Raw genomic sequence first — 19,020 nt, forward strand, 5'->3', positions numbered from 1 at the left:
GCCATCCAAATTATCAAACTAGCAAATGAGGAAAACGAGCCATGAGTATTCAAATTTTAACTAACTCCGAAAAGTCAATTAAGGCTGCGGACGTGATGCGGCTCTACCGGGATGCTGGATGGTGGCGGGAAAGGGAAGAGGGCGATATTGAGCTGATGCTTGCGAGCGGGCCATCCGTGGGAGCATGGGACGGGGAAGCACTCATTGGGTTTGCCCGCGCCGTCGCGGACGGGAAATTCAGGGCGTATATCGAGGACGTTGTTATCCATTCAGCCTATCAACGTGATGGGATTGGGACACAGCTTGTATCCAGGCTTTTGGAAATCCTCGCCCATATTGACGTCATCAGCTTATTTTGCGAACCACACCTCATTCCTTTTTATGAGAAAAACAACTTCAGGCACAGCAAATCGCAAAACGTCATGCATTTGATTAAAAGATAGATTAGCCTAAACGCATTTTTTTAAAAGAAAGGAGGGTACGATGAAGAGCATATTGATGAAGTATATTGCTGAATTTACGTCTCTCAGCGACGAACAACGACAGGAGATTTATGGACGTATCGAAACCAGGAATTACAAAAAAGGCGCGTATCTTCTAAGGCAGGGAGACATGCCAAAGATAAAATGTTATTTCGTTTTAAAGGGATGCGTCCGGCAGTATTTGATAGACGAAACAGGGAAAGAGGTTACAACGAATTTTTATATCGAAGAACAAGCCATTCCAATTTTTACTGAAGGAAACCAAGATGTGCCGTCGAAATACTCTTTAACGTGTTTAGAAGATTCCCTTTTCGTAGTTGGTGATCCGGCTGTTGAAAAGGAGATGTTCACCAGCTACTCGCAATTGGAGACATTGGTGCGCAAGATGATGGAGGCAAACCTAAGGGAAGCACAGGATGAATTCGCTGAATTTATGCATTCTTCTCCTGAAGAACGTTACAAAGCAATCCTAAGGAATCGGCCACAGCTGATTGACCGGGTAACCCAGCATCAATTGGCCAGCTTTCTTGGAATGACCCCAGAGTCGTTAAGCAGAATCAAAAAACGAATGAAAACAGATAAATAATTATCATCCACTCCTGGGAATTTTCCCGCCTTTCACCAAGAGCCATACACCGAAACTTATTTCTCCGAGAAACATTGGCACACTTAGAATCGATTCCATAACTTTTGTAATCCCGTTTAATTGCGGCAGGAACACATAATTAAAATGAATGCTTATATAAGCGATTGAAGCAACCAACAAGAGGATGCCAATGATTCTAGGCACAATTCCTGATTTGAACGTTATGAAGCCCACTATCAATAAATGCCCGCCAAAAATAATTAAGCCAATCGACCACATCGATTGAAATGCTTTTAAAAATAGCATTACAAATGCTTTGAGATGCTGAATGTCCAATGAGGAATAGGTAAGCGGACCATTTGTAAGAATCGAGATTTGCACCAAATTGGCAACCGCAATGCCCAATATACCTGTGTAAATTAGCCTCAACAATAAGCCTAACAAGGATAGATGTTTATTTACTGGCTTTAGAAAAATATAAAAACCCCATGCTACCACGATGTCACACACCAGAACGATGAGCCATCCCAATATCCCGTAATTGAAAAATGCATGTGAGGATATAATGTTCTGAAACGTTGCGCCGGCGTCTCCTTCGGACACCAGCTTTCCAAGAACAAGGCCATATGAAAAAAATGCAGCGAAACACATGATAATAAGCCCGGTGCCTGCAGCCAAAGCGGCTTTTCGCTGAGGCGAGCGTTCAAAAACACTATTATACATAGCATAAACTCCCTTTTATTCATTTTCACCTCATTTTAAGGGGAGAAAGTAAAACTTTCATTGACTTAAGTTAAGGACGAAAAAGGAAATCATCACTTTAAGGCAAACCAGTCATGCCGAGTCTGCTCATTCGAAAAATGAAAGGAGTGCCATCGATGGAACAATCCAAACCCACTGTCCTTGTACTTGGCAGTTTCCACATGAGCGAGCATGAAGAATTATTTTCAAAAAAACGGCAAGCTGAAATTGAGGACGTTGCAGCCAAATTAATCGAATTCCAGCCAACGAAAATCGCAGTGGAAATGACCGCCGAAAAGAACGGCCTACTGAATCGACAATATCAGGAGTTTATGGCGGGGCAGTTTTCCTTGGAGCTGAATGAAATTGATCAGATTGGCTTCCGGATTGCTTCGAGGCTTAGGCATGATCAGCTTTATGCGGTGGATTGGATGGGCAAATCGCGGATGGGCTATGGGGAAGTTGATCAGTGGGGAAAAGAAAACCAGCCTGAACTGCATAAGGAAATTTACGATGGTATTTTTTTGCCGGAACTATCAAGCGAAAAGAGTGTCCTTGAGTATTACCGGGAGCTTAATGACCCTGTATGGCTTGCCAAAGTACATAAGATGTATCTAAATATGGCGCGTATTGGCGAATTCAACAATTATGTAGGCATGAACTGGTTAAGCTGGTGGTATGAAAGGAACTTAATCATTTTTTCCAATTTAACCCGATTAATGAGTACCGACAGCGAGAGGATTTTGTTCATTGTCGGCTGTTCCCATAGCTCGATCATCACCAAGTTTCTCGAAGAAAGCGGAATGTGCGAGATTGCAGAACCATTAAGGTATCTATCCTACAGGTACTTGGAGTAATAAAGCAATTTTGATTAGTGTTGAGGTGAACAGGTGATCACATATAAGGAGATAGATGAATCATATTTTGATAAATATGATACGATTCCAATGCTCGTCCATGTTAGAAGTATATTTAGCTTGGAAAAGATAGAAAATGGTTTGGGCGGAATATTGCTAAAAGAAACCCCGGTTGAAGAATATATAAAAGATTTAGGAGTATTTGAGAAAGCAACACAATATACGCAAGAATTTGACATAACAAATTGGGCGTTCTTCATGGCATTCGATAATGAACGGCCTGTTGGTGCAGTAACGGTTGCTTCAAAAACAAAGGATGTCCATATGCTTGATGGCAGGGAGGACCTTGCTGTGCTATGGGATATAAGGGTGGAGGATCAATATAAGCAACAAGGTCTCGGCACAACCCTGTTTAACATGGCAGTTGAATGGTCCAAATCAAAAGGGTTTAGCCAAATGAAAATCGAATGCCAAAATAATAATGTACCAGCGTGTAAGTTTTACCAAAAACACGGCGCGGAGTTAGGAAAAATAGACGAATATGCTTACATTCACGATCCTAACGTTAGAGAAGAAGTTCAACTTATATGGTATCTCAATCTATAACTTTCCCAAACAAAAACCTTCGCGCGCATACGAAGGTTTTTTTCTGATTATTTTATACGAAGCCTTTTAAAAGAAACATATAGGATGGCGAGCAGCAATACAAGCCCGCTCCCCAGAATCCATTTGGATGTTCCCGCACCGCTATGTTCCAGATCAACTATTTTTGCAGGTGTTTTCCCCGGCCCAAGAATCTGCAGGTCCTCAGTGGCATTTTGTAAAAGTTCAGTCCGGTCACATAAGCCAGTTTTCAAGTCGCCCAGATTTCCTGATGCATAAACCATATATTCGTTTCCTTCAATTAAATTCGCACCACAACTGGCAGTGCTTTTCGCAGTAGTCACAATCAATTGGCTCTCACTCGGGCCTTTCCAGACTGATTTTACTTCGAAAATAACGGTAAGCGGGTCAGCCGAGGACTGTGAAAGCAGGTTGAAGTTCCTGTCTTCAATCTTAAGTACCTTCCCTGAAAACACCGCGGTTTTGTTTTGAAATTCCGTTTCGACAGGCTGCGGTCCTGCGCAGGAACAAGCCGCGACTTGAGTTGGCCCGCCAATCCAAAACGATCCCGCAAAAAGCAAAATAGCTATAAGTCAGAACAATCTTCTCATCCTCATCACCTCTTACTAAATAGACGTTGTGATGAGTGAACATGTGGCAAAAATTTCCGAACTTATCGATACAGCCGGAGCCAGCCTGGATAGTCGTATTGGCCTTCTGAGATTTGGAAAAAGTGGCCCATGAATCCCAAGTGGACGATACCGTATTCGTCTTTAGTGTTTTTTGGAGCTGGTGCGTAAGTAGAAAAGACAAAGAAATTAATCCGTTCAATCCGGATTGAGTCAGGGATTGGGATCCCGGTTTCCTGCCGGTCAAATGCAATGTAGTCCTTCATTGTGGGGTTTGTCAGCAATGATGCAATTAAAATGAGGCCAAAAACCAGCCCGAAAACCGAACCCTTTCCAACCTTCGTTTTTAACAAAAAACACACCTCCTTCTCAACATATTCGGTATTTGTAAAATAAATCCTTTCGTTCGCCTGTTTTTCTTCCGAATAATGTAAAATGAAGAGGCGGTTTACGGGAGTAATGTGAATTAGGGGGATTGCGCATGCATGTTAGAAACTCAGCTAAAGCGGTAATTATCATGGATGAAAAGATTTTACTGATAAAGAAACACGATGAAGAGGGGAATTATTATCTCTTTCCCGGGGGCGGACAGGATCACGGTGAAACCCTTCATGAAGCACTAGTAAGAGAGTGTATAGAAGAAATTGGCCAGCCTGCCGAAATCGGGGAACTGCTGTATATCCGGGAATACATAGGAAAGAACCATGAATTTTCTTCAAAGCATTCTGATATTCATCAAGTCGAATATTATTTCGCTTGTAAACTGGTAGATGGGGTATACCTCAACCAATTGCCGGCGAACCCGGACGAAAATCAGATTGATGTCGTATGGCTGCCAATCGATGATATTTTCCACTATAACGTATATCCAAAAGAACTTAGACATCACATAATCAAACTTGCCAGAAACGAAAAGTCTCCGGTGTATTTGGGGGATATAAACTAGATGAATTTATAAAGGGTTGAGGATAAATTTTTCCTCAGCCCTTTTAGTTTCTCTCACTCTTTTAGCCGCGGTTTTGCAGGATCGCAATTTGGCCTTTCGAGATTTGCGGATTCGCTAAGTTTCGTTAAGTAATAGCATTCTTCACGGAACATGTGGTCCGCCATCAGCGGGGCAAATGTTCCGAGTGCTTCCTTGGATAACCGGAGCTCCTCAATTTCCTCTAAAAATTGCTGGAATAAAACGATTTCCAGCTGTGCCTCCGAATTGAACCTGGCCAACGCGGGGAATTCCGTCAAGTTCGAACGTAAATAGCCAGCCATTTCAACTGCCTTTAGGTAAAACTGTTCAAAGTGCATCGTGAAGGTGTCGCTTGTCTTTTTAAGCCGTTTCTCGACGCTGTCCAAATTGGATGAAATCGCACCCGAGTGTCCAGCGGCGTCCAGCAGCCAAAGTAGGTGATGGTGAACTTCATGGAATACTGGAGGAACCTGGCCTGCCCTTAAATACTTAAGAATTCTCACATATTCCTCAAGTTCATTAACCATATGATTAATGAAGGTGGGGGAAAGGTGGATTTTTATTTTTCCGGCAAGATGTTCCCGCAATAATTCAAGTTTGAATTCCCGCAGCCTGAGCGCCTCGGCTTCAGCTGTGGCTGCAAGCTGCATTGGATCGGATGTTCGCGCCTGAGCGAGAAGGATATCAAATACCTGTATAAATCTTGAAGACTCTTCAATCTCCCTTTTTTGGACGGGCGCCAGCGCTTCGAATATAAACCGCGAATGATCGCCTAAGATTTGAAGCCAAAACAGATGTTCATCCATTGCTGATATTTGAAAATCAACAGCCATTACGGTCCCCCCTTAAAAAATCCTAAGCCTTTTAAATGTGTATTCCTTGTTTTTAGGGGTTATGATTTTTCGGGGATTACCCGTTTTTAATACAGTTACTGTCCTTCTGAAAGTAAAAACATTATTTGTCATTTTTACTACGTAAAGCTCTTTGGAAAAAAATAATCGAACAGATTAATGGAAAAATTGCTGAATAGCTTTGGGCCTTGGCATTAAGAAAAGCCGTCCCTAACAAGATGAATCCAATCAAATAGAAAAAAACGGTTTTATAACCCATGCTCTGACCTCAGCCTCCCAGTCAATTAATCCCCTGAACTAATCAAAAATCAGTCTTAGCAAAAATTTTCCCTGACAAAAAGTATGATAAAGAGGATACAGCTAAGGAAACAATTGCAATTGAAAGAATTGGATGGTTTTGCAGAACAATAGAAATACCCGAATTCGTGCCCAGTAGTTTGCCAAGGCTGCTTGTAATAAGGAAAAATAGTAAGATTCCAACTAAACTTGAAGTTCTGTACCCAAACTTAAAGTGAATGGGATAGAAAACGGATGACAAAAGATAGGCGAAGCAAAACGATAGAAGTGTACCATGAAGCCCAATCGAAAGTTGAGGTAAAAGATTGAAAACATAGTTTAAAAGGAAAATTAAAATAAAATAAGTAATATAGGAAATTACCCACCACACAGCTATCATCAAATATTTTGCTTGGATGACTTCCCAACGGCTTACCGGAAGACTGAGGATCAACCTATTTTGCAGCCGTTCGCTTTCCCCTGTATTGAAGTTAGAGTACATCGTCATAAAATAGGCAATAAAGCCAACACTTAAACCAAAAACAACATTTTCGATAGAAGCATTCCCCATGCTGACTTCCTTTTGTTTTGATAGGAAAAAACCAAGCAGAAGGAGCGGGGCAAAATAAGCACTTTTCTTTTGAATATAAAGGTCTTTTATCATTAGCTGAAGCATATTAAACGATCTCCCTTCCTGGAACCCATTTGTTTGAACTATTATCTGGACGACTTTACCAAGTAGTACATCAATTCTTCTAAAGAAGGCTGCTCAACTTTCCAGTCAAAATCCAATTCCAATTCATTTAAGCTATCACTCTTTAAAAAGGCTTCAAATCCAAGGGGAGATTCTTTTACCATAATGGGCTGAAGATCTTTTATACTGCCAATCAAACTTTTCGGTCCTTTAACTAAAACATAGTTCTCCAATAGAGTCTCAGTCTCTTCCGAGGCAATAATTTTACCATCCAGAATAAAAGTAATATAATCAGCTACTTGTTCCAGGTCGGTTGTAATGTGGGTTGAGAAAAAAATGGCTTTACTCTCGTCCTGGATCACGTCCAATAAAATATCCAGTAATTCTTTTCGGAATACAGGATCAAGTCCGGATGTAGGTTCGTCCAATATAATCAACTCCGCTTGATGGGAAAGGGCGACTGCTAACGAAAATTTCATTTTTGTCCCTTTTGAGAGTGCTTTTATAGGCTTATCAAGTGGGACCTGAAAGTCTTTAGCGTAACGGTAAAAGGATTCATCATCCCATGAATCATAAAAGGAAGAAATGATTTTTTTGTTTTTTTCGGCAGACAAATCCTCAAAGAATACATCTGTGTCATAAACGAAGCCAATTCTCTTCTTTAGATTTTTCATATTTTCCCGATATGTAGTTCCAAACAGTTTAACCTCACCAGCATCAATATGGGCAAGGTCCATAATGCAACGGATTGTTGTACTCTTGCCTGATCCATTTGGCCCGATGAAACCCATAATATATCCTCTTTTAAGCGAAAAACTTACCTCTTTTAAAGAAAAGTCATTATACTCCTTGCTAACCTGGTTCAGCTCCAAAATATTCTCCATCGATTCATTCCTCCTCGTACAGCTTTTTGATCATTTCCAGCACTTCATGTAAGGGAATGTCATATTGTTTGCAGTCTTTGACAATCAGCTTCAATTTGCCATTGATTGTTTCGAACTGTTTTTGTTTTAGCATGTTTTTCCCCCTTACGGAGACGAACGTTCCTTTTCCGATAACCGTATCAATGTACCCTTCCTTTTCCAAATCATCATAAGCCCGCTTTGTTGTAATGACGCTTATTTTTAACTCTTTGGCAAGGTTGCGTATGGAAGGCAACTGTTCTCCATCTTTAAGGTCACCTTTCATGATTTGTTGAATCATTTGATTTTTTATTTGCTGATAAATGGGTAAATCTGAGTTATTTGAAAGTATAATATCCATTACAACACCCAATCGTATTAACTGTATATATCCATTATATACAGTTGTTTATTAAAAATCCTTGTCGAAATTGTGGATTTTTTAGAAAGGGAGGGGAGAGGCTTCATTTAAAAGCAGCTAAAGTAGACCATTAAAAAACGCTCCTAGTTTTAAGAGCGTTCAAGGGGCGAAAAATATAGAAAATTGCGGGGTAACTATAGGACAATGGCTTTGGAACCCCTGGCGGGTAGTGTCAACACAAATTTTTCTACTTCTATTTTACCACAACAAAAAATCAATTTTCAGACTGCAAATAGCCACCTATTCCAGTTACCATAAGGGAAAAAGGAGGGATGGCTATGAAACTGGGACTAAAATCGAATGAAGTACGAGTTGTGCCGTATGATCCCGAGTGGAAGAAGGAATTTGCCAAGGTGAAAAAGAACCTTATGCAGCATACCAATCTACAAGACAATCAAATTGAGCATATCGGAAGCACAGCGATCACTGGAATCCACTCGAAGCCGATTATTGACATTCTCGTTGGGATCGGCGACTATTCATCCGTTTCCGATTCGCTAGCCAAAGGCTTGCAGAACGCGGGCTTTTACCGGCTTCGTGTGGAAAGGCCGAACGAAATCGTCTTTGCGAAATTTACGGATAACAGCTACCAGGTAAAAACCCATTTCATCCATCTTGTTGATTTCGGCGGCGAGCTTTGGAACCACCTCATCTTTTTCCGCGATTATCTAAACTCGAACGAAGAGTCGAAAAGGGAATACGAAGAGCTGAAACTAGAGTATACCAAGCAGACTTCACAAGGAATCAACGAATACACGGACCATAAAGAAGCCTTTGTTAAAAAAATCTTTGCCATGAGCAATAGCACAAACTAGACTATTATAATCAGATATAAATCAACCAGGGGCTATTTGGGAGGCGAAGTAGTAAAATCGAAACAAAGGGGGAGCAAAAATGGTCATACAAGCGAACATGTCACCGGTTGGAATTGTGGATGTTTGGGGAGAGATGGCATCTATTTTCAAAAAACATAACATCCCTTTGACGAAACAAAGTTTAGAGGAAATCGTTGAAGGGAATGCCCTTTCTTTACTTCTTAAAGAATTAAACGCTGCGGTTGGAAGTTCAACATCCACTTGTATCGAAGGCGGCTGACAAATGCCAACCAACTAGGGGTAGTTTACTCCTTTTATAAAATGCTTCTTAATGAAATTGACCTGCACTAAAAAAGGAAATGCTCAGAGCCACCTGAGCATTTCCTTTTTCTAACCTTACATCTCCTTCGGCGCCTCAATCCCCAGCAGCCGAAGCCCTTCTTTCAGGACAATCGTGACGGAATAGGCCAGCGACAGGCGAGCCTGCTTCTGGCTGCTTTCCTCCAGGAACCGGACCGAGGCGTAATATTTATTGAACGCACGCGATAATTCAATGACGTATTTGGCGATTTGCGAAGGATCGTATTCAGCGAAAGCGCGTTTCACCGCTTCCGGGAAGGCCATTAAGGCTGTAACGACCGGCCATGCTTCCGGGTCCTCAAGCTGAATATCCCCGCTGCTCCCGGCAAACTTCCCTTTTCGTAAAAGCGAGGCGGCGCGGGCATGGGTGTATTGGACATACGGCCCGGTTTCGCCTTCAAAGCGTAGCATGTCTTCCAATGAGAACTCAATATCATTCATCCGGAAATTTTTCAGGTCGTGAAAAATCACAGCCCCGGTGCCAACCTGGCGGGCAACTTTCTCCTTCGCGGGTAGGTCCGGATTTTTCTTCAGGATGTCCTCGAGTGCCAAGGAAATGGCTTCATGCAAAACCTCCTCCAGCAAAACGACTTTCCCTTTCCGGGTCGACATTTTCTTACCATCCTTCAGCATCATTCCAAACGGAATGTGCACCAATCCGCCTGCGCATGTAAAGCCCATCTTCTCCAGAACGGAAAACAATTGTTTGAAATGGAGTGACTGCTCATTCCCGACCACGTACAGCGACTGAACGGATCCGTACGTTTCGTGGCGGTAAATGGCAGCAGCCAAATCACGTGTTGCGTAAAGGGTCGTGCCGTCCTTCTTTTTTATTAGGCAGGGAGGAAGGTCCTCGAGCTGAACGACCTGGGCGCCATCCGATTCGATGAGAAGCTTCTTTTCTTTAAGCAGCTCGACAACGCGGTCCATTTTATCATTGTAAAAAGCTTCGCCATTCGTCGAATCAAACCTAATTCCAAGCAAATCATAAATCTTGGAGAACTCCTTGAGCGATTCTTCCCGGAACCATTTCCATAGCGAAAGGGCTCCGCCGTCCTCGTCCTCAAGCTTTTTAAACCATTGGCGCCCCATATCCTCAAGCTCCGGATTAGCTTCGGCCTCCTCATGGAATTGGACATACAGCTTCAATAATTCCTTAATTGGCTGCTGTTTCACTTTTTCCTCATTGCCCCACAGCTTGTAGGCGACAATGAGCTTGCCGAATTGGGTTCCCCAGTCGCCGAGATGGTTGATCCGGATCGCCCGGTAGCCGCATTTTTCGGAAATCAGCGCAAGGGCATTCCCGATCACCGTCGAGCGCAGGTGGCCCATCGAAAAAGGCTTCGCGATATTGGGCGAAGACAAGTCGATCGTTATCGCCTGTCCGTTGCCCAAATTTGCATCCCCGTACGCTTCTTTTTCAGTAAGGACCTGCCGGATGACACTTGCTGTAACGATTCCCTTTTCGAGGAACGCGTTAACGTATCCGCCCGCAGCTTCAATCTTTTCAAAAAATGGCGAGCCATTTTTTCCAGCCAAATCTGCAGCAATGCCTTGCGGCGATTTTCGTAAAATCTTTGCCAGTTCGAAGCAAGGGAACGCCAAATCACCCATATGCTCGAACTTCGGCTTCTCAATCATCAAACTGATTTTCTGCTTATCCAAATGTCCGTCCAGCGCTTCAAAAAGAACATCCGCAAAACTGTCCTTAAAATTTTTCATCCCGATCCCCTCCCGGAAAAATAAAAAACTCCCGCCTCTACTAAAAGAGACGGGAGTTGGAATCAAACCCGTGGTACCACTCTGCTTGTTTTTTCAATGAAAAAACCACTCAACTTTGTAACGGGGCAATCCCCGGCCATCCCTACTCGTTTTCAGGAAAGCATCTCCGAAGTGCGATTCATTATCCGCCTCATGCCAGGCTTCCACCATCCCCGGCTCGCTTCTTTCGGCAAAACAACTACTCTCTTCATCATCGATTTTATATTTTGTTATCAATAGTATAGCCAATTATTTGAAATTTGCAACAGGTTGATTTCCTTTTATTTGATTCTTTGTTAGAAATATCGTAGTATAAGATATATTCTGAAAGAGCGATATATAGAGGTGAATATGGATATGGAAATTAAAAAGATAAATGAACTATGGACGGATATATACTATCTGTTGCGCTATAACCACCAGGAAAAACTTACCCACCAAAATATCAGAATTCTGCAAGTGATTCAAAAAGAAAATGAAGTGGGGATTAAAGAGATAGCAACTGCCATACAAGTGTCCCATAACACGGCTTCTGAACATATTAAACGATTAATAGAAAAGAAGTATGTGTACAAAACCAGAAGCACTGAGGATGAGCGGAAGGTGATTTTGAGGCTTACTGACCTAGGAATGGAGTTATTACACCGGCACTCCAGCCTTGACGAGGAAAAGCTTGAGCAAATATTATTTGACCATATGAATAGTGACGAAAGGCAACTCATCCTTGAGGCATTTTCATTATTAAAGGAGAGAACAGCTGATGTTTACCATCGTTAAGATTTTTGTTTCAGCTGCTATTATTGCTGTAATCACGGAAATATCGAGAAGATATCCTGTTCAAGGGGGGATTATTGCCGCATTGCCTATTGTAAGTGTTTTGAGTATTTTCTGGTTATATCTTCAGGGCGAACACATTGAGAAACTAAGCAAATTTGCATTAGGGGTAGTATGGGGTATTCCATCGACAGTTGTCATGTTAGTCATTATAGGACTAGCGTTGAAAAACTCGATTCATTTATTCGTTTCACTAGGACTTGGAGTGGCGGGCTGGCTGATTTTTCTTTTGGCTCAAGAGTTAGTCGTAAAACACTTTACTAGCTAAGGCAACGAGACAAGATGGTTCCTTTGGGCTGAATGCATAAAAAAAAACGGTGATACAATTAATTATTTGCCATATGTATGAATAAAACGTCGATTTTAAAGAAGGGGAATCACCATTATGATGAGAATTAAATTTATGCTGAAGCAATTCTTAAAAGAGCCGTTTTGGTTTAAGGTGTTGATCATTGCAACTTTAGTAAGTTCAATCCTTTTTAGCAGCTCGTTTTTTTCAGGGAATGTATTTTACCAAAGCCTATCCAAACTATCGGCGGCTATATTTTTCACCGCTTATGGATTAAAGTTCTGGTTTAATCGTTTAACTTCCGGCATCTTTGTCGCTGCAGCCGTTCTATGTATCTATCTCTCCATTAATGTGTTTTTCTAGAGTGGATACTGGCTATACTGCGAAGGAAGTAGAGCAAAAAGAGGAGGGTCGCTGGATGGCAAATGTCAAATTGAATCTTAAGGTGGATGAATTTTTACGCAAAGCAAATAAGTGGAAGGAAGAATATAAGAAGTTAAGGGGAATCGCGCTTGACTGTGAGCTGGACGAGGACTTTAAGTGGATGCATCCTTGCTACACATTCGAGGGGAAAAACATCGTCTTAATCCATGGTTTCAAGGAATATTGCGCGCTTCTTTTTCCAAAAGGAGCGTTGTTAAAGGATACGCACGGGATTTTAATTCAGCAAACGGAAAATGTTCAGGCTGCGCGCCAAATTCGTTTTACCAATATCCAAGAAATAATTGAACTGGAACCCATCCTGAAAGAGTATATTATTGAAGCGATTGAGGCGGAAAAAACCGGGCTGGAAGTGAATTTTAAAAAGACTGAAGAATACATCATCCCGGAAGAACTCCAGCATAAATTCGATGAAATGCCTGCCTTGAAAACAGCTTTTGAAGCGTTGACGCCGGGAAGGCAGAGGGCATACTTACTTTATTTTTCACAGGCGAAACAGCCAAAAACCAGAGTGGCTCGTGTGGAAAAATACACGCAGCAAATTCTGAACGGAAAGGGTTTAAATGATTAGTTCCTGAAGGAATTGTCTGGAAAGTGTTGAAGGAATACATAGAGGATCGTAAAAATTCCTAAAAGTATCACATATATTTCGGACCCGATTCCCAATGGTGGAAAAAGGACACTAAAACATTGGAACCTACGCCGTTCCTTTAAAATTTCTCTAATTCCTTTGCTGCCAACCGGCGGCTTTTTGTTTATTCTTAAAGTAATTCGGGCAATTTGAAGCGAAACAAACAAGGAGGGAACGGATATGATAATTTTACACTGCTTAAAAGAGAGTGTATGGGAAAGAGTCAACACAGATCGATATTATGGGAAAGAATCTATTGAAGCGTGTGGATTTATTCATTGCTCCTCCGTGGAAAACTTTTGGAGGGTGGCACCCAATTTTAAAGGAATCGAAGAGCCATTGGTCCTCCTATTAATTGAATCCGATAAGGTGGAACCTCAAATAAAATGGGAGGACCACGATCATTGCGGCAGAGAATACCCCCATATTTATGGAGAATTAAACTTGGATTCAGTTGTTAAAGTACTGCCTTTTTTTAAAAATGAGCAAGGAGAGTTTGTTTATAACAAGGAGCTTGAACACCTGATTTCTTGAACTTGCGTGAATTGCCAAACTAGCGATCTATTTGGGCTTTAGAAGCTTGTTTTTCTTCCCAGGCTTTCATCAGGTTTTTGTGGAATTCCTTTGGTTTTTCGATAAAAGACCATTCAATCGAGTGTGCGGTCGTTGGCATCCACTTATTGCGGCGCGCCCTTATTTTCTCAAGGAATGTATAATGGGGATAAATGACTGTCGATTTCATCCCTCTGTAATTAGTATAGCGGATGCTCTCTATTTCCTCCCAGAAAACCTTATTGCCATTCAGGTCAATTACAATTCCATCTTCGTCCCAGTAAAATCCGTTGCCCTGGATTCGCTTTCGTAATAAATATGAGGCGTAAGCGATGAATAAGAGAGGAAAACTTAACGTAAGTAAAAGGCCTGCGGTAACCTTTTGAAATAATGCAAAAATGCCCAAACCGAACCACGCTATTCCAAACACCATAAACACGCTGATTGCCAGCAATGAAATCCGATATATTCTCATTTCTTCACATCCGCTTTCCATTTACACTGCGTTTATTCTATTATAATAGCATGGTGCAAAGTGGTGGTTTATACCAATTTAAGGTAATAGCATTGGGGAAGAATGGACTTGAAAATTTTGTGGAGAAGGGGGGAGTAAACGGTGGCTTGTGTACACGAGTTTGGAATAATAGATGTTTTCGACAAGCAGGGAAATTATCAAGAATACAACCCTGATACATACAATTGCATATCCGTTCACGATGATATCATCGCGTCAATGGCCAATGAGCTGGCTGGTATGAAAACCTATTTCCACTCGCTAGATCGGCCGGAATTTGGTTTGGCTTATTGCGGGATAACGATCATTCCGCCAGATTCTCTGTCGCTTTTTTATGATGTTGTTTCGGCGTCAAGGTATTTTAAAAAGTCAACAAATCTTGCTGAATTAGCCGCCAAGATTATTCAAGCAAGCAAGGAAAAGAAATATATGATTCACTACGGGGTTTAGGCTTATTCCTTCCTGTCCACTTTTTCAAGCAACTCAATAATCCTTTTGTTTTGTTCCACCTGAATTTCGGTGTTTCTTTTAATCTTTAAAACCGAAACCACGAGAACAATTACCGCTATAGGAACTCCGAGCGTGATTATTAAAGACGCAAATCCCATTATACTAACCATATCAATATCCTCCTCAGCCTTTTCCTCAATTTTACCATCGATTAAAGGAGATTCCCCATAAATTGTTGAAAATTAATATAAGTGTACAATTTTTCACGATGAATTGAGGTGAAAATGGATGTCTTTTAAAAAACTTATTCAAACTGCAACACTTCGGGAAATCCGGATTCCTGATGATTACGAGCAGCTTGCGGCCCTTCTTAACATAATTGAACGAGGTTCCAATTCAGCCACGGCGCTTGAAGAGGAGGACCGGCAAATCCCTTCGGCCTCCAATCTGAAACTGGATGAAAATGGCCTTCTTGCTGGCTTGGGGAGAACAAGGGTTATCGCTGAGACCGAAAAGGGCAAAATTATTGGATACGGCGCTTGTTTTAGGGCTCCTTGGGTGGATCCAGGCCAGGTGGGCAGCGTCTTCTGTGTTCACCCCGAATTCCGCGGGCAGGGCGTAGGGGAAATGATTCTTTCCCATATTGAAAAATGGGCCAACGACCATCAGGCTTCGGTTTTTGTATCAATCGTAATGGATTGGATTGACGGTTCACTTCCTTTTGTCAAAAAGCGGGGCTTTACGATGGACGCTCACATTTATGACCTAGAGCTGCATGTCAACGAGTTTGATGTTACTGCTTTTTCAGGTACAGTGGAAAAAGCAGAGGAGTCAGGCATTCGGTTTATGACATTGGCTGAACTGCCAGGTGAAGAGTCGGAGCGGAAGTTAAACGAATTATTCGAGGAAACAGCAAAGGACAATCCAGGCCAATATGGAAGCGTCCCTCCTTTTGACCAAGTTATTAAACAGTTATTAGATAAGCAGTGAATCGGTTAATTCAGAAACCAATATTATATAGAATACGTCAGTTAACTGCGGAACAATTTAACAGGTTGTAAAAAAGTAGTTTCTGATGAAAGCCGGGGAAAATGAATGGAAAGAAGAATAAAAGTATTTTCGTCCAAAGGGTTGTCGATGGAATATTCGGTGGTCGGCAGCGGGGAACCGATCATCGTCATGCACGGTGGGCATTCCAATTGCCATGAGGAATTCGGATATGAGGCTTTAGTGGGGAATGGATTTTCGGTAATAACACCTTCCAGGCCCGGGTATGGACAGACATCGAAAGAAATCGGGCAAAGCCTTTCACTCGCATCCGAGTACTATGCAAAGCTTTTGGATCATTTAAACATTGAAAAAGCCCATTTGATCGCGATATCCGCTGGAGGCCCAAGCGGAATTTATTTCGCTTCAACTTATCCGGAGCGGGTTTCCGCGCTTATTTTACAATCCGCAGTTACGAAAAAGTGGCTTCAGCCGGGCGATAATGAGTACAAAGCAGCAAGGGTTCTATTTCGCCCAGGAACAGAAAGATTTACATGGGGTTTAATAGCATCGATGAATAACCTATTCCCGCGGTTTATTTTCAACCAAATGTTTCCTTCTTTCAGCAAGTTAAAGTATGATGAAGCGAAGGAATTGATCTCTGAAGGCGATTTCGAAGCGATACGGAAAATGAATAACCGCCAGCGCTCAGGTGAAGGATTCTTTATTGATTTGACCCAAGTAAATGAACTATCGGTTGAAGATTTACGAGCCATTACTTGTCCTACCCTTATTATGCACAGTAAGCATGATGCATCTGTTTCGTTGGACCATGCATATGCCGCCCATGAGAACATTGCATCATCGGAATTATGTATTCTTGGCTCGTGGGGACACTTAATTTGGCTTGGGAAAACAGCAGGCGAGACGGATAAAGTCGTTGTTCATTTTTTAAAAGAACACTTATTTACCGAACATCAGTAGGCAGCGGGTCCTTCGGTCACTAATAGAAGACCTGGTGCTCGAACAGCAAATACTCATTAAAAATATGCTCTGAATCGCCCTAAACTTGTGCGGTTTCGGGAGGAAGTGAAAGGAAGTCGAAACTTTGAACGCTGAGACAGTGATGCAGGAGCTTGAAGCGCTTGGCAAAGAACGATTGAAAAAAATCTACATATCCAATGGCGCCCATGAGCCGGTTTTCGGCGTGGCTACAGGCGCTATGAAGCCAATCGCGAAGAAAATTAAAATTAATCAAGGTTTAGCTGAAGAACTTTATGCCACTGGGAACTACGATGCAATGTACTTTGCAGGCATTATTGCAGACCCAAAAGCCATGACTGAGTCGGATTATGATCGCTGGATGGATGCGGCCTATTTTTATATGTTGTCCGATTTTGTAGTAGCCGTAACTTTATCGGAGTCGGATATTGCACAGGACGTTGCGGATAAATGGATATCAAGCGGTGAGGACCTGAGAATGTCGGCGGGATGGAGCTGTTACTGCTGGCTTTTAGGGAATAGGCCGGACGCTCAGTTTTCAGAAAACAAGCTTTCCAGCATGCTAGATACGGTGAAAAATACGATTCGCGACACACCGGAACGGACGAAAATTTCTATGAGTAATTTCTTATACACTGTTGGGCTATCGTATTTGCCGCTCCATGAAGAGGCAGTCGAGACCGCAAAGGCGTTAGGCATTGTTGAGGTCAAGCGGGAAGGGAAAAAAAGCAGCTTCCTGAATGCATACGAACGTATCCAAAAGGATGTCGAAAAAGGAAGGATAGGTTTTAAACGGAAGTATGTGAGGTGTTAAGACCATTTTAAAAGTGGGTTTTATCTTATGGTGGAATAGTAGAAAGACCTTGGTCTTGTTGGTAACTGAAGATTGGAGGGTGTTATTGAAATGGCTAAACTGATCTACCCTATTAACGTATCTTTGGATGGTTACATGGAGGACGAGCGCGGCAATCTCGAGTGGTCGATCTCCGATGACGAGGTGTTTACGTTCTGGACTGAATTCCAGCGTCCGATTGGCACCTACCTATACGGGCGTCGAATGTACGAGTCGATGGTGTACTGGGAGACGGCGAGCGCCCAAATAGGCGATCAACCGGAGGAAATACGGGAATTTGCGCAAATCTGGCGAGCTGCTGAGAAAATTGTGTATTCCCGGGCGCTGCAGGCAGTTTCAAGTTCCAGGACTAGGATCGAGAGCGAATTCGAACCTGATGTTATTCGGAGGCTGAAAGAGTCTTCAGAAGCCGACATAACGATTGGCGGCCCCGAGCTTGCTAGGCAGGCGATGAGCGCGGGACTGATCGACGAGTGTCATCTGCTTGTTAATCCGATCGTCTTGGGTGGAGGAAAGCGAGCATTGCCGGACAACCTCCGCGTGCGGCTCGAGCTGCTCGGTGAGCGCCGCTTCCGATGCGGCGTTGTTCATCTTCACTACCGCGTGATCGTCTGACCACGGCGCAACAAACCAAGGAGACGCAGGGATTTTAAACTCCGTAATGTTTTATCTGTTTCAAAAAGTCCAAAACTGACAATGCAAACTGTCCAAGATACAATCCAAAAGGACGCCTTCTTATTAAAGAAAAGCGCCCTTTATGTAAGAGCATAACTATTTGTCCTTATTCAACATAGCTTTGAATCATATTCGCAATATGAGCGTAAGCTCCACCTGCAAGTAAAGCAGAAGTAACCATTACCGCTTCTGATAATTCTTCTTTTGTCGCCCCGGCTTTCACAGCATTTTTCGTATGAACATCAATACAGTAGGGACATTGAGTAGCATGGGCAACTGCGACGGCAATAATTTCTTTGAATTTCGCACTTAACTTTCCTGCCTTTACAGCTGCAGAACTGAAATTTGAATAGCCTTTAAAACCATCTGCCGCATATCTTCTTAAAGTTCCAAGATGTTTTAGATTTGATCTGGCATAAAGCGTATCATCTGCCTCAGGGTTATTGGCATTTTTCATATGAGTACTATGGGTTACGGCTCCTCCAGCTTCCACACCAGCTACAACAAATACAGCTTCAACTAATTCTTCAAGTGATGCTCCTTCTGCCTTTGCTTTACGTGTATGTGAATCAATGCAATAAGGGCATTCTGTTACATGGGCAACCGCTACCGCAATGATTTCTTTTTCTTTTTTAGTAAGTGCTCCTTCTAGAAAGACCGCGGTGTTAAATTCAGAAAATGCTTGTAACTGTTCTGGGGCTAGGTCTTTTAATTTATTTAGATGTTTTAGATTTTCTTTTTCATATAAACTGTGTGTCATTTTAGAACATCCTTTCATTTTTACATGATTTTTTTCGTTAAAAAGGAATTTTTATATACATTAATATATTTTTTTCAAAAAGGTAGGTAC

28 protein-coding genes and 1 other annotated feature are annotated in these 19,020 nt (G+C 42.1%); of the genes, 17 read left to right on the top strand and 11 right to left on the bottom strand.

Annotated features, from left to right (window positions below; genetic code table 11):
• Nucleotides 1–41 precede the first annotated feature (41 nt).
• Together DRW41_RS08290 and DRW41_RS08295 are read left to right on the top strand one after the other, a co-directional pair.
• Nucleotides 42–443 (top strand): GNAT family N-acetyltransferase, encoded by a 402-nt coding sequence (locus DRW41_RS08290; protein ID WP_115451480.1) that lies wholly within the window; start codon nucleotides 42–44, stop codon nucleotides 441–443.
• Nucleotides 444–483: 40 nt separating this feature from the next.
• Complete coding sequence (locus tag DRW41_RS08295) at nucleotides 484–1,068, top strand: Crp/Fnr family transcriptional regulator (protein ID WP_115451481.1); 585 nt, start codon at nucleotides 484–486, stop codon at nucleotides 1,066–1,068.
• 3 nt (nucleotides 1,069–1,071) lie between these two features.
• Here DRW41_RS08295 and DRW41_RS08300 read toward each other — a convergent pair whose 3' ends face one another.
• A complete protein-coding gene (locus DRW41_RS08300) occupies nucleotides 1,072–1,791 on the bottom strand; it encodes a DUF4386 domain-containing protein (protein WP_115451482.1) in 720 nt (239 codons plus the stop codon).
• Between the two features lie 155 nt (nucleotides 1,792–1,946).
• Here DRW41_RS08300 and DRW41_RS08305 point away from each other — a divergent pair, with 155 nt between their 5' ends.
• Nucleotides 1,947–2,666 carry a DUF5694 domain-containing protein gene (locus DRW41_RS08305; protein WP_115451483.1) on the top strand — a complete coding sequence of 240 codons (720 nt, stop codon included), beginning with the start codon at nucleotides 1,947–1,949 and terminating at the stop codon, nucleotides 2,664–2,666.
• A gap of 33 nt (nucleotides 2,667–2,699) precedes the next feature.
• Complete coding sequence (locus DRW41_RS08310; RefSeq protein ID WP_115451484.1) at nucleotides 2,700–3,272, top strand: GNAT family N-acetyltransferase; 573 nt, start codon at nucleotides 2,700–2,702, stop codon at nucleotides 3,270–3,272.
• A gap of 47 nt (nucleotides 3,273–3,319) precedes the next feature.
• Here DRW41_RS08310 and DRW41_RS08315 read toward each other — a convergent pair whose 3' ends face one another.
• Nucleotides 3,320–3,850 (bottom strand): hypothetical protein, encoded by a 531-nt coding sequence (locus tag DRW41_RS08315; RefSeq protein ID WP_181884469.1) that lies wholly within the window; start codon nucleotides 3,848–3,850, stop codon nucleotides 3,320–3,322.
• A 92-nt stretch (nucleotides 3,851–3,942) separates the two neighbouring features.
• Nucleotides 3,943–4,251, bottom strand: a complete 309-nt coding sequence (locus tag DRW41_RS08320) for a hypothetical protein (protein WP_245959379.1) — start codon at nucleotides 4,249–4,251, stop codon at nucleotides 3,943–3,945.
• Between the two features lie 128 nt (nucleotides 4,252–4,379).
• On the opposite strand from DRW41_RS08320, the gene DRW41_RS08325 reads away from it, so the two are divergent.
• On the top strand, nucleotides 4,380–4,844 hold the full coding sequence (locus DRW41_RS08325) for an NUDIX domain-containing protein (RefSeq protein WP_115451486.1): 465 nt from the start codon (nucleotides 4,380–4,382) through the stop codon (nucleotides 4,842–4,844).
• 53 nt (nucleotides 4,845–4,897) lie between these two features.
• On the opposite strand, the gene DRW41_RS08330 is transcribed toward DRW41_RS08325, so the two are convergent.
• From DRW41_RS08330 to DRW41_RS08345, 4 genes are all read right to left on the bottom strand, one after another.
• Nucleotides 4,898–5,695, bottom strand: coding sequence for a DUF2935 domain-containing protein (locus tag DRW41_RS08330; RefSeq protein WP_115451487.1), 798 nt, complete (start codon nucleotides 5,693–5,695; stop codon nucleotides 4,898–4,900).
• 319 nt (nucleotides 5,696–6,014) lie between these two features.
• Nucleotides 6,015–6,665 (bottom strand): ABC-2 transporter permease, encoded by a 651-nt coding sequence (locus DRW41_RS08335; RefSeq protein ID WP_115451488.1) that lies wholly within the window; start codon nucleotides 6,663–6,665, stop codon nucleotides 6,015–6,017.
• A gap of 41 nt (nucleotides 6,666–6,706) precedes the next feature.
• Nucleotides 6,707–7,567, bottom strand: a complete 861-nt coding sequence (locus tag DRW41_RS08340) for an ABC transporter ATP-binding protein (protein ID WP_115451489.1) — start codon at nucleotides 7,565–7,567, stop codon at nucleotides 6,707–6,709.
• A 4-nt stretch (nucleotides 7,568–7,571) separates the two neighbouring features.
• Nucleotides 7,572–7,946, bottom strand: coding sequence for a GntR family transcriptional regulator (locus tag DRW41_RS08345; RefSeq protein ID WP_115451490.1), 375 nt, complete (start codon nucleotides 7,944–7,946; stop codon nucleotides 7,572–7,574).
• A gap of 338 nt (nucleotides 7,947–8,284) precedes the next feature.
• Here DRW41_RS08345 and DRW41_RS08350 point away from each other — a divergent pair, with 338 nt between their 5' ends.
• On the top strand, nucleotides 8,285–8,821 hold the full coding sequence (locus DRW41_RS08350) for a GrpB family protein (protein ID WP_115451491.1): 537 nt from the start codon (nucleotides 8,285–8,287) through the stop codon (nucleotides 8,819–8,821).
• 79 nt (nucleotides 8,822–8,900) lie between these two features.
• A complete protein-coding gene (locus DRW41_RS08355; protein WP_115451492.1) occupies nucleotides 8,901–9,101 on the top strand; it encodes a hypothetical protein in 201 nt (66 codons plus the stop codon).
• A gap of 116 nt (nucleotides 9,102–9,217) precedes the next feature.
• On the opposite strand, the gene argS is transcribed toward DRW41_RS08355, so the two are convergent.
• A complete protein-coding gene (gene argS / locus DRW41_RS08360) occupies nucleotides 9,218–10,903 on the bottom strand; it encodes an arginine--tRNA ligase (protein WP_115451493.1) in 1,686 nt (561 codons plus the stop codon).
• 42 nt (nucleotides 10,904–10,945) lie between these two features.
• Nucleotides 10,946–11,166: a binding site (T-box leader), on the bottom strand.
• A 133-nt stretch (nucleotides 11,167–11,299) separates the two neighbouring features.
• Here argS and DRW41_RS08370 point away from each other — a divergent pair.
• From DRW41_RS08370 to DRW41_RS08390, 5 genes are all read left to right on the top strand, one after another.
• Nucleotides 11,300–11,719 (top strand): MarR family winged helix-turn-helix transcriptional regulator, encoded by a 420-nt coding sequence (locus DRW41_RS08370; protein WP_439330853.1) that lies wholly within the window; start codon nucleotides 11,300–11,302, stop codon nucleotides 11,717–11,719.
• Nucleotides 11,703–12,044, top strand: a complete 342-nt coding sequence (locus tag DRW41_RS08375; RefSeq protein ID WP_115451496.1) for a DUF3147 family protein — start codon at nucleotides 11,703–11,705, stop codon at nucleotides 12,042–12,044. The genes DRW41_RS08370 and DRW41_RS08375 overlap by 17 nt, the downstream gene beginning before the upstream one ends.
• A gap of 117 nt (nucleotides 12,045–12,161) precedes the next feature.
• Nucleotides 12,162–12,428 (top strand): hypothetical protein, encoded by a 267-nt coding sequence (locus tag DRW41_RS08380; protein WP_115451497.1) that lies wholly within the window; start codon nucleotides 12,162–12,164, stop codon nucleotides 12,426–12,428.
• Nucleotides 12,429–12,483: 55 nt separating this feature from the next.
• Entirely contained in the window at nucleotides 12,484–13,077 is a 594-nt protein-coding gene (locus tag DRW41_RS08385; protein WP_115451498.1) for a YdeI/OmpD-associated family protein, read from the top strand.
• Between the two features lie 240 nt (nucleotides 13,078–13,317).
• Complete coding sequence (locus DRW41_RS08390) at nucleotides 13,318–13,671, top strand: DUF952 domain-containing protein (RefSeq protein ID WP_115451499.1); 354 nt, start codon at nucleotides 13,318–13,320, stop codon at nucleotides 13,669–13,671.
• A gap of 19 nt (nucleotides 13,672–13,690) precedes the next feature.
• Here DRW41_RS08390 and DRW41_RS23380 read toward each other — a convergent pair whose 3' ends face one another.
• Nucleotides 13,691–14,164 (bottom strand): hypothetical protein, encoded by a 474-nt coding sequence (locus DRW41_RS23380; protein ID WP_245959380.1) that lies wholly within the window; start codon nucleotides 14,162–14,164, stop codon nucleotides 13,691–13,693.
• Nucleotides 14,165–14,305: 141 nt separating this feature from the next.
• Here DRW41_RS23380 and DRW41_RS08400 point away from each other — a divergent pair, with 141 nt between their 5' ends.
• The gene (locus DRW41_RS08400; protein ID WP_115451500.1) at nucleotides 14,306–14,653 is read left to right on the top strand and encodes a short-chain dehydrogenase; all 348 of its coding nucleotides are present in this window, start codon (nucleotides 14,306–14,308) and stop codon (nucleotides 14,651–14,653) included.
• Between the two features lie 2 nt (nucleotides 14,654–14,655).
• Here DRW41_RS08400 and DRW41_RS22920 read toward each other — a convergent pair whose 3' ends face one another.
• Nucleotides 14,656–14,823, bottom strand: coding sequence for a hypothetical protein (locus DRW41_RS22920; protein ID WP_181884470.1), 168 nt, complete (start codon nucleotides 14,821–14,823; stop codon nucleotides 14,656–14,658).
• A 118-nt stretch (nucleotides 14,824–14,941) separates the two neighbouring features.
• Here DRW41_RS22920 and DRW41_RS08405 point away from each other — a divergent pair, with 118 nt between their 5' ends.
• The 4 genes from DRW41_RS08405 to DRW41_RS08420 all read left to right on the top strand — a co-directional run bounded on the left by DRW41_RS08405 (nucleotide 14,942) and on the right by DRW41_RS08420 (nucleotide 18,110).
• Nucleotides 14,942–15,643 (top strand): GNAT family N-acetyltransferase, encoded by a 702-nt coding sequence (locus DRW41_RS08405; RefSeq protein ID WP_115451501.1) that lies wholly within the window; start codon nucleotides 14,942–14,944, stop codon nucleotides 15,641–15,643.
• 105 nt (nucleotides 15,644–15,748) lie between these two features.
• A complete protein-coding gene (locus DRW41_RS08410) occupies nucleotides 15,749–16,624 on the top strand; it encodes an alpha/beta fold hydrolase (protein WP_115451502.1) in 876 nt (291 codons plus the stop codon).
• A 124-nt stretch (nucleotides 16,625–16,748) separates the two neighbouring features.
• Entirely contained in the window at nucleotides 16,749–17,456 is a 708-nt protein-coding gene (locus DRW41_RS08415) for a DNA alkylation repair protein (RefSeq protein ID WP_115451503.1), read from the top strand.
• Between the two features lie 90 nt (nucleotides 17,457–17,546).
• A complete protein-coding gene (locus DRW41_RS08420; RefSeq protein WP_115451504.1) occupies nucleotides 17,547–18,110 on the top strand; it encodes a dihydrofolate reductase family protein in 564 nt (187 codons plus the stop codon).
• Nucleotides 18,111–18,276: 166 nt separating this feature from the next.
• Here DRW41_RS08420 and DRW41_RS08425 read toward each other — a convergent pair whose 3' ends face one another.
• Nucleotides 18,277–18,930 (bottom strand): carboxymuconolactone decarboxylase family protein, encoded by a 654-nt coding sequence (locus DRW41_RS08425; protein ID WP_115451505.1) that lies wholly within the window; start codon nucleotides 18,928–18,930, stop codon nucleotides 18,277–18,279.
• Nucleotides 18,931–19,020: the final 90 nt, after the last annotated feature.

The organism is Neobacillus piezotolerans, from assembly GCF_003362805.1.
Lineage (GTDB): Bacteria > Bacillota > Bacilli > Bacillales > Cytobacillaceae > Bacillus_D > Bacillus_D piezotolerans.

Coding starts and splice junctions, on each gene's coding strand:
- DRW41_RS08290 (WP_115451480.1), top strand. CDS start 42: ATGAGTATTCAAATTTTAACTAACTCCGAAAAGTCAATTAAGGCTGCG.
- DRW41_RS08295 (WP_115451481.1), top strand. CDS start 484: ATGAAGAGCATATTGATGAAGTATATTGCTGAATTTACGTCTCTCAGC.
- DRW41_RS08300 (WP_115451482.1), bottom strand. CDS start 1,791: ATGTATAATAGTGTTTTTGAACGCTCGCCTCAGCGAAAAGCCGCTTTG.
- DRW41_RS08305 (WP_115451483.1), top strand. CDS start 1,947: ATGGAACAATCCAAACCCACTGTCCTTGTACTTGGCAGTTTCCACATG.
- DRW41_RS08325 (WP_115451486.1), top strand. CDS start 4,380: ATGCATGTTAGAAACTCAGCTAAAGCGGTAATTATCATGGATGAAAAG.
- DRW41_RS08330 (WP_115451487.1), bottom strand. CDS start 5,695: ATGGCTGTTGATTTTCAAATATCAGCAATGGATGAACATCTGTTTTGG.
- DRW41_RS08335 (WP_115451488.1), bottom strand. CDS start 6,665: ATGCTTCAGCTAATGATAAAAGACCTTTATATTCAAAAGAAAAGTGCT.
- DRW41_RS08340 (WP_115451489.1), bottom strand. CDS start 7,567: ATGGAGAATATTTTGGAGCTGAACCAGGTTAGCAAGGAGTATAATGAC.
- DRW41_RS08345 (WP_115451490.1), bottom strand. CDS start 7,946: ATGGATATTATACTTTCAAATAACTCAGATTTACCCATTTATCAGCAA.
- DRW41_RS08350 (WP_115451491.1), top strand. CDS start 8,285: ATGAAACTGGGACTAAAATCGAATGAAGTACGAGTTGTGCCGTATGAT.
- DRW41_RS08355 (WP_115451492.1), top strand. CDS start 8,901: ATGGTCATACAAGCGAACATGTCACCGGTTGGAATTGTGGATGTTTGG.
- argS (WP_115451493.1), bottom strand. CDS start 10,903: ATGAAAAATTTTAAGGACAGTTTTGCGGATGTTCTTTTTGAAGCGCTG.
- DRW41_RS08370 (WP_439330853.1), top strand. CDS start 11,300: ATGGAAATTAAAAAGATAAATGAACTATGGACGGATATATACTATCTG.
- DRW41_RS08375 (WP_115451496.1), top strand. CDS start 11,703: ATGTTTACCATCGTTAAGATTTTTGTTTCAGCTGCTATTATTGCTGTA.
- DRW41_RS08380 (WP_115451497.1), top strand. CDS start 12,162: ATGATGAGAATTAAATTTATGCTGAAGCAATTCTTAAAAGAGCCGTTT.
- DRW41_RS08385 (WP_115451498.1), top strand. CDS start 12,484: ATGGCAAATGTCAAATTGAATCTTAAGGTGGATGAATTTTTACGCAAA.
- DRW41_RS08390 (WP_115451499.1), top strand. CDS start 13,318: ATGATAATTTTACACTGCTTAAAAGAGAGTGTATGGGAAAGAGTCAAC.
- DRW41_RS23380 (WP_245959380.1), bottom strand. CDS start 14,164: ATGAGAATATATCGGATTTCATTGCTGGCAATCAGCGTGTTTATGGTG.
- DRW41_RS22920 (WP_181884470.1), bottom strand. CDS start 14,823: ATGGTTAGTATAATGGGATTTGCGTCTTTAATAATCACGCTCGGAGTT.
- DRW41_RS08405 (WP_115451501.1), top strand. CDS start 14,942: ATGTCTTTTAAAAAACTTATTCAAACTGCAACACTTCGGGAAATCCGG.
- DRW41_RS08410 (WP_115451502.1), top strand. CDS start 15,749: ATGGAAAGAAGAATAAAAGTATTTTCGTCCAAAGGGTTGTCGATGGAA.
- DRW41_RS08420 (WP_115451504.1), top strand. CDS start 17,547: ATGGCTAAACTGATCTACCCTATTAACGTATCTTTGGATGGTTACATG.
- DRW41_RS08425 (WP_115451505.1), bottom strand. CDS start 18,930: ATGACACACAGTTTATATGAAAAAGAAAATCTAAAACATCTAAATAAA.